This window comes from Pseudomonas glycinis, from assembly GCF_054871425.1.
In genome coordinates, this window is sequence record NZ_JBTYHF010000001.1 from 240,927 (window position 1) to 253,435 (window position 12,509).

The following is a 12,509-nucleotide window of genomic DNA, read 5'->3' on the forward strand; positions in this document are numbered from 1 at the left end:
TTATGGATTCGCCTATTCACGTTCAGGTCGACGCCACTCCCGAGCCCCCCCAATCAGTCCCCTCTCCCTCCGGGAGAGGGCTAGGGTGAGGGGCTTTTCGCTTTTAATCGTTGAACACTTCATCCAACAGATCATGCATCGACTTGAACGCGCGCTTGGCGGTCTTTTCGTCGTACATCATCTTGCCCGGTACGTTGGCATGCGGATCGGTAAACGAGTGCACCGCACCGCCGTAGCTGAGCAGTTGCCAGTCGACCTTAGCCGCGTTCATTTCCTCTTCGAACGCTGGCAGTTGCTCCTTCGGCACCAACGGATCGGATGCGCCATGCAGCACCAGCACCGAGCCCTTGATGTTCTGCGCATCCGCCGGGTTCGGCGAATCCAGCGTGCCGTGGAACGACACCGCCGCTTTTACCGGCGCGCCGGTGCGGGCCAGGTCCAGCGCACAGCAACCACCGAAGCAGAAACCGAACACCGCCAGTTTCGAAGTATCCACCGTGGCTTCGCCCTGGCTCTGCAATTGCTCGAAAGCCACTTGCAGACGTTTGCGCAACAGCGCGCGGTCGTCCTTGAGCGGCATCATTGCTGCCAGCGCCTCATCAGCGTTCTGCGGACGCACGCTCTGGCCGTAGACATCCGCGATCAGCAGCACGTAACCCTTGGCCGCTACCGCTTTGGCGATGTCTTCGGCACCGGCGCTGACGCCCATCCAGTTCGGCGCCATCAGCAAACCCGGGCGCGCAGCCTTGTGCTCGGCGTCGAACGCCAGGCGACCTTCATAGGCCTGGCCGTCAATCTGATAGACCACGGAACGTACAGTGACTTGGCTCATTTCTGACTCCTGATTGAGTAAACACCAGAACGAAAAAACCCGCCGAAGCGGGTTTTTCCTACAACATGATCAAACCGACAGTTCAACCAGCAGCTTGTTCAGCCGGCGCACGTAAGCGGCCGGGTCCTTCAAGCTGTCGCCAGCCGCCAGGGCGGCCTGATCGAAGAGGATGTGCGACAGGTCGCCAAAACGCTCTTCGCTCTGCTCGCCATCGAGTTTCTCGATCAGCGGGTGGCTCGGGTTGAATTCGAAAATCGGCTTCGAATCCGGGACTTTCTGCCCGCTGGCTTCGAGGATCTGGCGCATTTGCAGGCCCAGGTCCTGTTCGCCGATGGCCAGAATGGCCGGCGAATCGGTCAGACGATGGGATACGCGGACTTCAGCCACGGAATCACCCAGAGCAGTTTTCAGACGCTCGACCAGGCCTTCTTTGGACTTGGCGACTTCTTCTGCGGCTTTCTTGTCCTCTTCCGAGTCCAGGTTGCCCAGATCGAGGTCACCGCGCGCCACGTCGACAAACGTCTTGCCGTCGAATTCGCTGAGGTAGCTCATCAGCCACTCGTCGATGCGATCGGTCAGCAGCAGCACTTCGATGCCTTTCTTGCGGAAGACTTCCAGGTGCGGGCTGTTCTTGACCTGCGCGTAGGTTTCACCTGTGAGGTAGTAGATCTTGTCCTGACCTTCCTTGGCGCGGGCCAGGTAGTCAGCCAGACCGACAACCTGCTCGCCGTCGTCGCCCTGGGTCGATGCGAAACGCAGCAGACCGGCAATTTTCTCTTTGTTGGCGAAGTCTTCTGCCGGGCCTTCTTTCATGACCTGTCCGAAGTTTTTCCAGAAGCCTTTGTATTGCTCAGGCTCGTTCTTCGCCAGTTTTTCCAGCATGTCGAGCACACGCTTGGTCAGCGCGGTTTTCATCGAATCAATGATCGGGTCTTTCTGCAGGATCTCACGCGACACGTTCAGCGACAGGTCGTTGGAATCGACCACGCCTTTGATGAAGCGCAGGTACAGCGGCAGGAACGACTCGGCCTGATCCATCACAAACACACGCTGCACGTACAGCTTCAGGCCTTTCGGCGCTTCACGCTGGTACAGGTCGAACGGCGCGCGGGCCGGCACGTACAGCAGCGAGCTGTACTCAAGCTTGCCTTCAACCTTGTTGTGGCTCCACGACAGCGGATTTTCGAAGTCGTGAGCGATGTGTTTGTAGAACTCCTGGTATTCCTCGTCTTTGACTTCAGTGCGCGGACGGGTCCACAGGGCGCTGGCACGGTTGACGGTTTCCCATTCAACGGCTGGAGCCTCTTCGCCCTCGGCCGGAGTGACTTCCTTCGGCAGTTCGATCGGCAAAGCGATGTGGTCGGAGTACTTCTTGATAATGTTGCGCAGACGCCAGCCATCCGCGAATTCGTCTTCGCCGGATTTCAGGTACAGGACGATGCGGGTGCCGCGCTCTGGCTTGTCGATGGTGGCGACTTCGAACTCGCCCTCGCCTTTCGACGACCAGTGCACGCCTTCGCTGGCATCGGTGCCGGCGCGACGGCTGTAAACATCAACCTTGTCGGCAACGATGAAGGCCGAATAGAAGCCGACACCGAACTGGCCGATCAAGTGCGAATCTTTCTTCTGATCGCCGGACAGGTTTTTCATGAAATCGGCGGTGCCGGATTTGGCGATGGTCCCCAGGTGGGTGATCACATCGTCACGGTTCATGCCGATACCGTTGTCTTCGAGGGTGACGGTCTTGGCGTCCTTGTCGAAGCTCACACGGATTTTCAGGTCAGCGCCACCTTCGAGCAACTCAGGCTTGGCCAGGGCTTCGAAGCGCAGCTTGTCGACAGCGTCAGAGGCGTTCGAGATCAATTCGCGAAGGAAAATTTCCTTATTCGAATACAGCGAATGGATCATGAGGTGCAGCAGCTGCTTTACCTCGGTCTGGAAGCCCAGGGTTTCCTTTTGAGTTTCCACACTCATGGTCATCAAACTCCAATCAGATGGCAGTGGCCGCGACCCGAAATGGTCTGCGGCGGGTTGTCATCTGAGTTGGGGGCGCTGTTCAGGATTTCAAGGGCTCATCAATTTTGAAGTGCGCGCGGGCGGTGGCGATCGGTTCGGCCTCGGTACTCTGCCAGGCAGTGACCGCTACGTTAGCGACGCGACGGCCTTGACGGCAGACCTGACACCTGGCCCAAGTGTCGCGAAACTGCCCGGCGCGCAGGTAATCGAGGGAAAAATCGATGATCTTCGGCACACCCGGCGTGCCGGTGAAAATCAGCAGATGCAGGGCTGCGGCCAGCTCCATGAAGCCGGCAATCACTCCGCCATGGATCGCCGGCAATAAAGGGTTACCAATGTTGTCCTTGTTCGCCGGCAGCTTGAACAAGAGCTCATCGCCGACCCGCGAACATTCGATACCGATCAGCCCGGCATAAGGAATCAACGCCAGCAGCGGCGCGTAATCGCCCTGCGCGTGAGCCTGTTGCAGCTGCTCCCTGAGATCGTTGCTCATTGGCTCGCTCCCTTGATCGCGCCCGCGAAACCCTTGCTGCCCTTCAGACCGATGCCCATGCGCATGAATGTGCCGACGACGTGGGCAATCGGTTGCTCGGGATCGTCCTGGTAAGCAAAACCACGGGCAAAGATCACGTCGGTGGTGACGCGATAGCACTGGGCAAAGCCGTAAACCGCTTTGTTCGGTTCAGCGGCGTGCATGTAGTCGATGCGCAGATCGAGGGTCGGACAGACTTCGAACTCTGGCAGCACGCACAGGGTCGACATGCCGCATACAGTGTCCATCAATGAAGTGATGGCACCGCCGTGGATGACTCCGGTTTCGGGATTGCCGACGATTTTTTCGCTGTACGGCAGGATCACCGTCAGCCCTTCGCTGGAAGCACTGTGCACTTGCAGACCCAAGACCTGACAGTGTCGCAATGCCGATAAAAAGCGCGTCGCGCGCTCAAAAACGGGGTTTTCGGCCATGTGATAATTACTCGCGTTTGGGCCTTGTGCCAGTAGTGAGAAAAGCGGCAAAAGTTCCGTGATAAAACAAACTTCTATATCTGAAACAATTGAGGAACTTAACCCGTAGCGCCGAGTTCTTAAGGCCAGTAGTTATTTTCCATAAGGAGATACACCCCATGCGTAAGACTTTAGCTATTGCCTTGATGTTGACCGCTTCCCTCGGTCTCGCTGCCTGCGATAAAAAATCCGAGGACAAAGCTCAAGATGCCAACCAACATGCTGAGCAAGCTCAGCAAGACATGAACAAAGCTCAGGATAAAGTGAACGACGCAGCAAAAGAAAACGCCGAAGCTGCCAAAGCTCAGGCTGAATCGAACGCCGCTGCTCAAGAAGAAGCCGCCAAAAAGCAATAAGCTTTCTGGTGTGAAAGAAAACCCGCCAAGTGCGGGTTTTCTTTTGCCTGCGATTTACCGATTAGAGCAACACGGTTCTAAAAGTCGGACTAATCATCAGCAACAGCGAACAGATGAAGCCAACTAGCCACATCAGGCTGCGCAACTTCGCCAGATCGGCCAGATAGAACCACAGATAGAACACTCGCGAGATCACGAAGATGATCGCCAGCGCATCGATCAGCCAACCCGCGGTTTGCGTGGTGTGCGCCATCAGCACACCGACCGCGAACAGAATGAAGGCTTCGATGCTGTTCTGATGGGCCGCCAGCGCCCTCGCACCGAAGCCGGTCAACTGCGCCTGCTGCTGGCGCGGCAAGTGATTGTCATACCCGCCCTGCTCTTTCATGGCCTTGGCCACCGGCATGCGCGCCACGTAGATCAATAAAGCACTGATAAACACACACCAGAACGGAATACTCATCAAACAGCCTCTTTGTTCGCCTCAGGGACGGGCGCCTCTGTAGGGGTATAGACCATGACATCGAGAACGTCGGAATGAAACTCGCGGCGATACAACACCACCACCACACCCGCGCTCATGATCATGAACAGCCACGGGCTGACGAACCACGCCAGCATGCTCATGCCGAAGTAATAAGAGCGCAGGCCGAAGTTGAACTGGTTGGCCGCCATCGAAATCACCCGAGCCGCCCGCGAAGCGAAGGCCTTGCGTTCCTGCTCGGTCACTTGGCGCTCGCCGATCATCGGCGCTGAACCGACCAGAATCGCCGCGAAGTTGTATTGGCGCATGCACCAGCTGAAAGTAAAGAACGCATAGACGAACACCAGTGCCAGGCACAGCAACTTGATCTCCGACATGCCTTGCGAGGCCTGTTGCACCATCGGAATATCCGCCAACAACGACACAGCTCGGTCGGACGCACCGAGCACGGTTAGAATACCGGCGAGGATGATCAGCGTGCTGGACGCGAAGAACGAGGCGTTGCGCTCCAGATTGCCGATCACGCTGGCATCGGCGATGCGGTTGTCACGCAGCAGCATGCGGCGCATCCAGTCTTCGCGGTAAAGGTGCAACACGCTGGCCAGACACGCCGTATCACGGGCCTTCCAGGTGGCATAACGGGTGTAACCGCCCCAGCAGACGACAAACCAGACGGCGGCGAGCAGGTGGATCAGATTGGCTTGGATGAACGACATGCAATTCCTTGTGAAATGTGATCACGGTATGAATGACCTTTGGGAGCGAGCCTGCTCGCGAAAGCGACGTACCACCCAACACTCATGGCGGCTGACACAACGCTTTCGCGAGCGGGCTCGCTCCCACATAACGATTTCGGCAACCCTTCGACGTTAGCTCAGCAAAAAAGACACTGCCTCCCGCGCATAAAAAATGCCCCGTATCGATTGATACGGGGCATTTCCGTTTAACCGTGCTCGACCCGCTTGTGGCGGGTCCAAACTACGTCAGGCAGTGACTTCGCTGCGTTTGCCCAGCAGGCGATCACAGACCACGGCGACTACCAGGGTCATCACGCACGGGACCAGCCACGCCAGACCCTGCTCGCTCAGCGGCAGATGGGTCAGCTGAGTTGGCATCCAGTCGGCCAGACCAGCGCCTTTCAGGGCGTCGATGGTGCCGAAAACGAAGGAAACCAGCATCACCGGGCCAAGAATGCGCCCGTGCTCATGCCAGAAATCCTTGCAGAAGCTCAGCGCGACCAGAACGATGCACGGCGGGTAGATCGCGGTGAGTACTGGAATCGAGAAAGCAATCAGCTTGGTCAGACCAAGGTTGGAGACCAGCAGCGAGAACGCCGCGAGGATAATCACCAGCGTCTTGTAGGACAGTGGCAGCACACGGCTGAAGTATTCAGCGCAGGCACAGGTCAGACCAACCGCCGTGACCAGACACGCCAGCGAGATCAGCACCGCAAGGAAACCGCTGCCCAGCGAACCGAAGGTGTGCTGCACGTAAGCATGCAACACCGCCGCGCCGTTGGTGGCGCCGACCGCGACTTCATGGCTGCCGGACCCGAGGCGGAACAGGCTGACGTAGACCAGTGCCAGACCCACGCCGGCAATCAGCCCGGCAATGATCGCGTAACGGGTGATCAGCGCTGGCGACTCGACGCCACGAGAGCGGATCGCGTTGACGATAACGATGCCGAATACCAGTGCGCCAAGGGTATCCATGGTCAGGTAACCATTGATGAAGCCTTGGGAAAACGGTGCCGCCACATACTCTGGAGTGCCTTGACCGATGTCACCCGCCGGCAAGGCGAATGCGGCAATGCCCAGTACTGCCAGTGCAATGATTTTCAGCGGTGCGAGGAAGCGGCCCACGGTATCCAGCAAACGCCCAGGGTAGAGCGAAATGAAGAACACCAAGAGGAAGTACACCGAGCTGTAGAGGAACAGCGCCAGCGGGCTCTCGCCGGTCAATGGCGCCAGACCCACTTCGAAGGAAACGGTCGCGGTACGCGGAGTGGCGAACAGCGGACCCACAGCCAGATAGCATGCCGCCGCGAGGATACCGCCGGCGATCTTGCCGATCGGGCTGCTCAGCGCATCCATCGCGCCGCCGACCTTGGCCAGCGCCACGACGGTGACCACCGGCAAACCGACGGCGGTAATCAGAAAGCCCAGCGCGGCCATCCAGACATGAGGCCCGGCCTGCAAGCCGACGATCGGCGGGAAAATGATGTTACCGGCCCCGACAAACAGGGCAAACGTCATAAAACCAAGTGCCAGGATGTCCTGACCTTTCAAAACTTTCATTAAGGAAATACCACACTACTGAAATCGGAATTTAGAGGGGGATTGCCCTGTTGGATTAGGGAAATGCTGTCGATCCGTATGGGACTGACCCTTAAAGCGCGCGGCTGCCTTGTGGGCGGCGGACGCAAAAATGGCGGCCAGCCTAACGAATTTGGCGGACAAACGCACTGTTGGAGGGCGAACTATCCGATACGCGACGTTTCCGTGTCGCGTTTACATATCTATTTTTCATACAGAGAACACAGCAAACCTGTGGCGAGGGGATTTATCCCCGTTGGACTGCGCAGCAGTCCCAAAGAATCCGAGCTGGAACTGCCTGACTGATCATGGACGCTTGCATGGGGGCCGCTTCGCAGCCCAGCGGGGATAAATCCCCTCGCCACAACAGCTCTCAAAATTCTCATACGCAAGAAACGACAAAGGCCACCCGAAGGTGGCCTTTGCTGCTGGAGCTAAAAAGTCAGCCGAAGCTTACTTCTTCACTTCCCAGCCAGTCAGCTCGGCCAGGGCCTTGCCGATGTCTGCCAGCGAACGCACGGTTTTAACACCTGCGTCTTGCAGCGCAGCGAATTTCTCGTCTGCAGTGCCTTTGCCGCCAGAGATGATTGCGCCAGCATGGCCCATGCGCTTGCCCGGAGGAGCAGTCACACCAGCGATGTAGGAAACAACCGGCTTGGTCACGTTAGCCTTGATGTAGGCAGCCGCTTCTTCTTCAGCCGAACCGCCGATCTCGCCGATCATCACGATCGCCTCGGTCTTCGGGTCTTCCTGGAACAGCTTCAGGATGTCGATGAAGTTCGAACCCGGGATCGGGTCACCGCCGATGCCGACGCAAGTCGACTGACCGAAACCGGCGTCAGTGGTCTGCTTCACAGCTTCGTAGGTCAGGGTGCCGGAACGCGAAACGATACCGACCTTGCCTGGCAAGTGAATGTGACCTGGCATGATGCCGATCTTGCATTCGCCTGGGGTGATCACGCCTGGGCAGTTAGGGCCGATCAGGACTACGCCCAGCTCGTCGCACTTAACTTTAGCGTCCAGCATGTCCAGGGTAGGAATGCCTTCGGTGATGCAGACGATCAGCTTGATGCCGCCGAATGCCGCTTCCAGGATCGAGTCCTTGCAGAACGGAGCCGGAACGTAGATCACGCTGGCGGTAGCGCCAGTGGCAGCTACTGCGTCTTTAACGGTGTTGAACACTGGCAGACCCAGGTGCTCGGTGCCGCCCTTGCCTGGAGTTACGCCACCAACCATCTTGGTGCCGTATTCGATGGCTTGCTGGGTGTGGAAACTACCTTGCGAACCGGTAATACCCTGGCAGATAACTTTGGTGTCTTTATTGATCAGGACGCTCATTATTTGCCCTCCGCAGCTTTGACAACTTGTTGAGCAGCGTCGGTCAGGCTGGTAGCAGCGATGATGTTCAAACCGCTTTCTGCCAGTACTTTAGCGCCCAGCTCAGCGTTGTTGCCTTCAAGGCGAACAACAACCGGGATTTTCACGCCGACTTCTTTCACAGCGCCGATGATGCCTTCGGCAATCATGTCGCAGCGAACGATGCCGCCGAAGATGTTGACCAGTACTGCCGCGACGTTCTGGTCGGACAGGATGATCTTGAACGCTTCAGTAACGCGTTCCTTGGTAGCGCCACCACCTACGTCGAGGAAGTTGGCTGGCTTGCCGCCATGCAGGTTGACGATGTCCATGGTACCCATGGCCAGACCGGCACCGTTGACCATGCAGCCGATGTTGCCTTCCAGGGCTACGTAGTTCAGTTCGAACTTGGCAGCGTGCGCTTCGCGCGGATCGTCCTGCGACGGATCGTGGAAAGCCTTCAGCTTAGGCTGACGGTACATGGCGTTGGCGTCGATGTTGATCTTCGCGTCGAGGCAGTGCAGATCGCCGTCAGCCTTGATCACCAGCGGGTTCACTTCCAGCAGAGCCAGGTCGTGATCTTTGAACAGCTTGGCCAGACCTACGAAGATCTTGGCGAACTGAGTGACCTGCTTGCCTTCCAGACCCAGCTGGAATGCCAGCTCGCGACCCTGGGATGGCTGAGCGCCAACCAGTGGATCGATAGTGGCCTTGAGAATTTTTTCTGGAGTGTCGTGAGCGATTTTCTCGATGTCCACGCCACCTTCGGTGGAAGCCATGAACACGATGCGACGGCTCGAACGGTCAACGACAGCGCCCAGGTACAGCTCTTTAGCGATATCAGTGCACGATTCAACCAGGATCTTGGTGACTGGCTGGCCATTGGCGTCAGTCTGGTAAGTCACCAGACGCTTGCCCAGCCACTGCTGTGCGAAGGCTTTGGCGTCTTCTTTGCTGCGAACCAGCTTTACGCCGCCCGCTTTACCGCGACCACCGGCGTGAACCTGGGCTTTGACGACCCACTCGTTGCCGCCGATCTTGTCGCAAGCTTCTGCTGCTGCTTCCGGGGTGTCTACTGCGTAACCAGTGGAAACTGGCAGGCCGTATTCAGCGAACAGCTGCTTACCCTGATACTCGTGAAGATTCATGCTTTTTACCGTCTTCGTTAGGTACTGCGCATTCGGCGCTGCGCTCGTTTGAGTGCCGCGCCACCTGTGACTGCTGCTTGCGTAGCTGGGCTACGCAAGACTGCGTCCGGCGGACATTCCGCGGTGAGTCTTGCTCGCAAGGCTCACGACGGGCCGTTGCCGCCGTGGTTTCTTATTATGTCTTAACGCTTCTTGCGGTTGGCAATGTGAATGGCGCCGCCATTCACTGCCAGAGCAGCTTCGTGCAAGGCTTCGGACAGGGTCGGATGGGAGAAAACCATCATGCCCAGGTCTTCAGCGCTGGTGCCGAACTCCATACCGATCGCGCCCTGCTGAACCAGTTCTGCAGCGCTCGGGCCAATCACGTGCACGCCCAATACGCGGTCGGTCTTGGCATCGGCGATGACCTTGACGAAACCACCGGTATCGTTGGCAGCCATGGCACGGCCGGAAGCGGCGAACGGGAAGGTGCCGACGTTGACCTCAACGCCTTCGGCCTTCAGCGCCTGCTCGGTTTTGCCAACCCACGCGATTTCCGGGTGAGTATAAATAACCGAAGGGATCAAATCATAGTTCATCTGAGCCTTGTGGCCCTTGATGCGCTCGACAACCATGATGCCTTCTTCGGACGCCTTGTGGGCCAGCATCATGCCGCGAACCACGTCACCGATGGCGAAGACGCCCGGTACAGCTGTGACGCAATGGTCATCGACCGCGATGAAACCGCGCTCGTCGATTTCCACGCCGCAGTCGGCAGACAGCAGATCAGTGGTCACCGGACGGCGACCAACGGCTACGATCAGCTTGTCGAAAGTGATGGTCTGTTCGCCGTTGGCATCGGTGTAGTTGACGACGACTTCTTCGCCGTTGACTTTCGAACCGGTAACGCGAGCGCCCAGCTTGATGTCCAGACCCTGTTTGGTCAGGGTTTTCAGCGCTTCCTTGGAAACAGCGGTGTCCGCTGCCATCAGGAAAGTGTCCAGCGCTTCGAGAACAGTCACTTCTGCACCCAGACGCGACCATACCGAACCCAGCTCCAGACCGATCACGCCAGCGCCGATCACGCCCAGACGTTTAGGTACGGACTGGAACTCCAGAGCGCCAGTCGAATCGACGATGACTTTCTGGTCAACCGGAGCCGGTGGAATGTCGATCGGACGCGAACCTGGCGCGAGGATGACGTTTTCCGCTTCGATGACTTCAACCGAACCGTCCGGCTTGGTGACTTCGACTTTCTTGCCGGCCAGCAGCTTGCCGTGGCCCTGGATCGAAGTAACGCCGTTGGCCTTGAACAGGGTGGCAACGCCGCCGGTCAGGTTCTTGACGATGCCAGCCTTGCGGCCAACCATCGCAGCGACGTCCATTTTGACTTCGCCGGTCGAGATACCGTGAACGTTGAAGCTCTCTTTGGCTTCCTTGTATTTCCACGAGCTGTCGAGCAGCGCCTTGGAAGGAATGCAACCCACGTTCAGGCAGGTACCGCCCAGGGCTTGCTTGCCCTCTGCGTCGGTGTACTTCTCGATGCAGGCAGTGGTCAGGCCCAACTGAGCAGCCTTGATGGCCGCTACATAGCCACCAGGGCCGGCACCGATCACTACTACGTCAAATTTCTGCGACATTCAAAAAATCCTCTTTAGCAATAAAGCTACAAGCCGCAAGCTTCAAGCTGCAAGCCCACCCGCTCGCCTTGAGCTTGAGGCTTGTAGCTGAAAGCTTGCAGCTGCTTTTTAGATATCCAGCAACAGACGAGCCGGATCTTCCAGCAGGTTCTTGATGGTCACCAGGAAGGTCACAGCTTCTTTGCCATCGATCAGGCGGTGATCGTAGGACAGAGCCAGGTACATCATCGGACGGATCACGACCTGACCGTTGATGGCCATCGGACGCTGGATGATGTTGTGCATGCCCAGAATCGCTGCCTGCGGCGGGTTGACGATCGGTGTCGACATCATCGAACCGAAGGTACCACCGTTGGTGATGGTGAAGGTACCACCGGTCATCTCGTCCATCGACAGTTTGCCGTCACGGGCTTTCTTGCCAAATGTTGCGATGCCGCCTTCGATTTCAGCCAGGCTCATCAGCTCGGCGTTACGCAGAACCGGTACCACCAGGCCACGGTCGCTGGAAACGGCAACGCCGATGTCCGCATAGCCGTGGTAAACGATGTCGCCGCCGTCGATCGACGCGTTGACGGCCGGGAAGCGTTTCAGCGCTTCGGTGGCCGCTTTCACGAAGAACGACATGAAGCCCAGGCGTACGCCGTTGTGGGACTTCTCGAACAGGTCCTTGTACTTCGAACGCAGGGCCATGACTTCGGTCATGTCGACTTCGTTGAACGTGGTCAGCATCGCCATGTTCGACTGGGCTTCAACCAGACGCTTGGCCACGGTGGCACGTACGCGAGTCATCGGTACGCGCTTCTCGATGCGGTCGCCAGCAGCGAACACAGGCGCAGCAGCCGAAGGAGCAGCAGCCTTGGCAGGCGCGGCAGCCGGAGCGGCTTTCTTCGCAGCAACTGCTGCTACCACGTCTTCCTTGGTCACACGACCGCCCTTGCCGGTGCCGGCAACGGAAGCGATGTTGATGCCGTTCTCTTCAGCCAGCTTGCGAGCGGCAGGAGCTGCGATCGGGTCATCTTCGCCATCGGCAGCAGCTGGTGCGGCAGCGGCAGTAGCAGCCGGAGCAGCAGCGGCGGCAGGAGCGGCAGCAGCAGCGCCGCCCTCTTCGATCGAGCCCAGGACCTGGTTCGACAGAACGGTAGCGCCCTCTTCGGCAACGATTGCGCCCAGCACGCCGTCAGCTTCAGCCAACACTTCGAGCACGACTTTGTCGGTTTCGATGTCGACGATCAGGTCGTCACGCTTGACGGCCTCACCTGGTTTCTTGTGCCAGGTGGCAACGGTGCCATCGGCAACCGATTCCGGGAATGACGGGGCTTTGATTTCGATAGCCATTATCTGTGGGTCCTTAAAATTCGGTTTCAGTCAGCGCAAAGGC

The 12,509-nt window shown here is 58.1% G+C and carries 12 protein-coding genes; 1 reads left to right on the top strand and 11 read right to left on the bottom strand.

Going from position 1 to position 12,509, the window contains the following annotated elements; all coding sequences use genetic code 11:
- Positions 1–103 precede the first annotated feature (103 nt).
- The 4 genes from ACYSTU_RS01100 to ACYSTU_RS01115 form a co-directional block, all read right to left on the bottom strand.
- Positions 104–832 (bottom strand): dienelactone hydrolase family protein, encoded by a 729-nt coding sequence (locus ACYSTU_RS01100; RefSeq protein WP_498995196.1) that lies wholly within the window; start codon positions 830–832, stop codon positions 104–106.
- Between the two features lie 69 nt (positions 833–901).
- The gene (gene htpG, locus ACYSTU_RS01105) at positions 902–2,806 is read right to left on the bottom strand and encodes a molecular chaperone HtpG (RefSeq protein WP_498995199.1); all 1,905 of its coding nucleotides are present in this window, start codon (positions 2,804–2,806) and stop codon (positions 902–904) included.
- Positions 2,807–2,888: 82 nt separating this feature from the next.
- Complete coding sequence (locus ACYSTU_RS01110) at positions 2,889–3,341, bottom strand: PaaI family thioesterase (RefSeq protein ID WP_016773686.1); 453 nt, start codon at positions 3,339–3,341, stop codon at positions 2,889–2,891.
- A complete protein-coding gene (locus tag ACYSTU_RS01115) occupies positions 3,338–3,814 on the bottom strand; it encodes a PaaI family thioesterase (protein ID WP_498995202.1) in 477 nt (158 codons plus the stop codon). The genes ACYSTU_RS01110 and ACYSTU_RS01115 overlap by 4 nt, the downstream gene beginning before the upstream one ends.
- Before the next feature lie 158 nt (positions 3,815–3,972).
- Here ACYSTU_RS01115 and ACYSTU_RS01120 point away from each other — a divergent pair, with 158 nt between their 5' ends.
- Positions 3,973–4,209: a hypothetical protein gene (locus tag ACYSTU_RS01120; RefSeq protein ID WP_007959016.1), complete on the top strand. Its 237-nt coding sequence runs from the start codon at positions 3,973–3,975 to the stop codon at positions 4,207–4,209.
- Between the two features lie 61 nt (positions 4,210–4,270).
- Here the strand turns inward: ACYSTU_RS01120 and ACYSTU_RS01125 are convergent, their stop codons facing one another.
- From ACYSTU_RS01125 to odhB, 7 genes are all read right to left on the bottom strand, one after another.
- Positions 4,271–4,672 (bottom strand): MAPEG family protein, encoded by a 402-nt coding sequence (locus ACYSTU_RS01125; RefSeq protein WP_016773683.1) that lies wholly within the window; start codon positions 4,670–4,672, stop codon positions 4,271–4,273.
- Entirely contained in the window at positions 4,672–5,409 is a 738-nt protein-coding gene (locus tag ACYSTU_RS01130; RefSeq protein ID WP_016773682.1) for a DUF599 domain-containing protein, read from the bottom strand. Before ACYSTU_RS01130 ends, ACYSTU_RS01125 begins: the two co-directional genes overlap by 1 nt.
- 267 nt (positions 5,410–5,676) lie before the next feature.
- Positions 5,677–6,990 carry a branched-chain amino acid transport system II carrier protein gene (gene brnQ / locus ACYSTU_RS01135; protein WP_498995209.1) on the bottom strand — a complete coding sequence of 438 codons (1,314 nt, stop codon included), beginning with the start codon at positions 6,988–6,990 and terminating at the stop codon, positions 5,677–5,679.
- A 471-nt stretch (positions 6,991–7,461) separates the two neighbouring features.
- On the bottom strand, positions 7,462–8,346 hold the full coding sequence (sucD, locus tag ACYSTU_RS01140) for a succinate--CoA ligase subunit alpha (RefSeq protein WP_016773680.1): 885 nt from the start codon (positions 8,344–8,346) through the stop codon (positions 7,462–7,464).
- The gene (gene sucC, locus ACYSTU_RS01145) at positions 8,346–9,512 is read right to left on the bottom strand and encodes an ADP-forming succinate--CoA ligase subunit beta (RefSeq protein WP_016773679.1); all 1,167 of its coding nucleotides are present in this window, start codon (positions 9,510–9,512) and stop codon (positions 8,346–8,348) included. The genes sucD and sucC overlap by 1 nt, the downstream gene beginning before the upstream one ends.
- Positions 9,513–9,694: 182 nt before the next feature.
- On the bottom strand, positions 9,695–11,131 hold the full coding sequence (lpdA, locus tag ACYSTU_RS01150; RefSeq protein WP_016773678.1) for a dihydrolipoyl dehydrogenase: 1,437 nt from the start codon (positions 11,129–11,131) through the stop codon (positions 9,695–9,697).
- 108 nt (positions 11,132–11,239) lie between these two features.
- A complete protein-coding gene (gene odhB / locus ACYSTU_RS01155) occupies positions 11,240–12,466 on the bottom strand; it encodes a 2-oxoglutarate dehydrogenase complex dihydrolipoyllysine-residue succinyltransferase (protein ID WP_024012151.1) in 1,227 nt (408 codons plus the stop codon).
- Positions 12,467–12,509 lie beyond the last annotated feature (43 nt).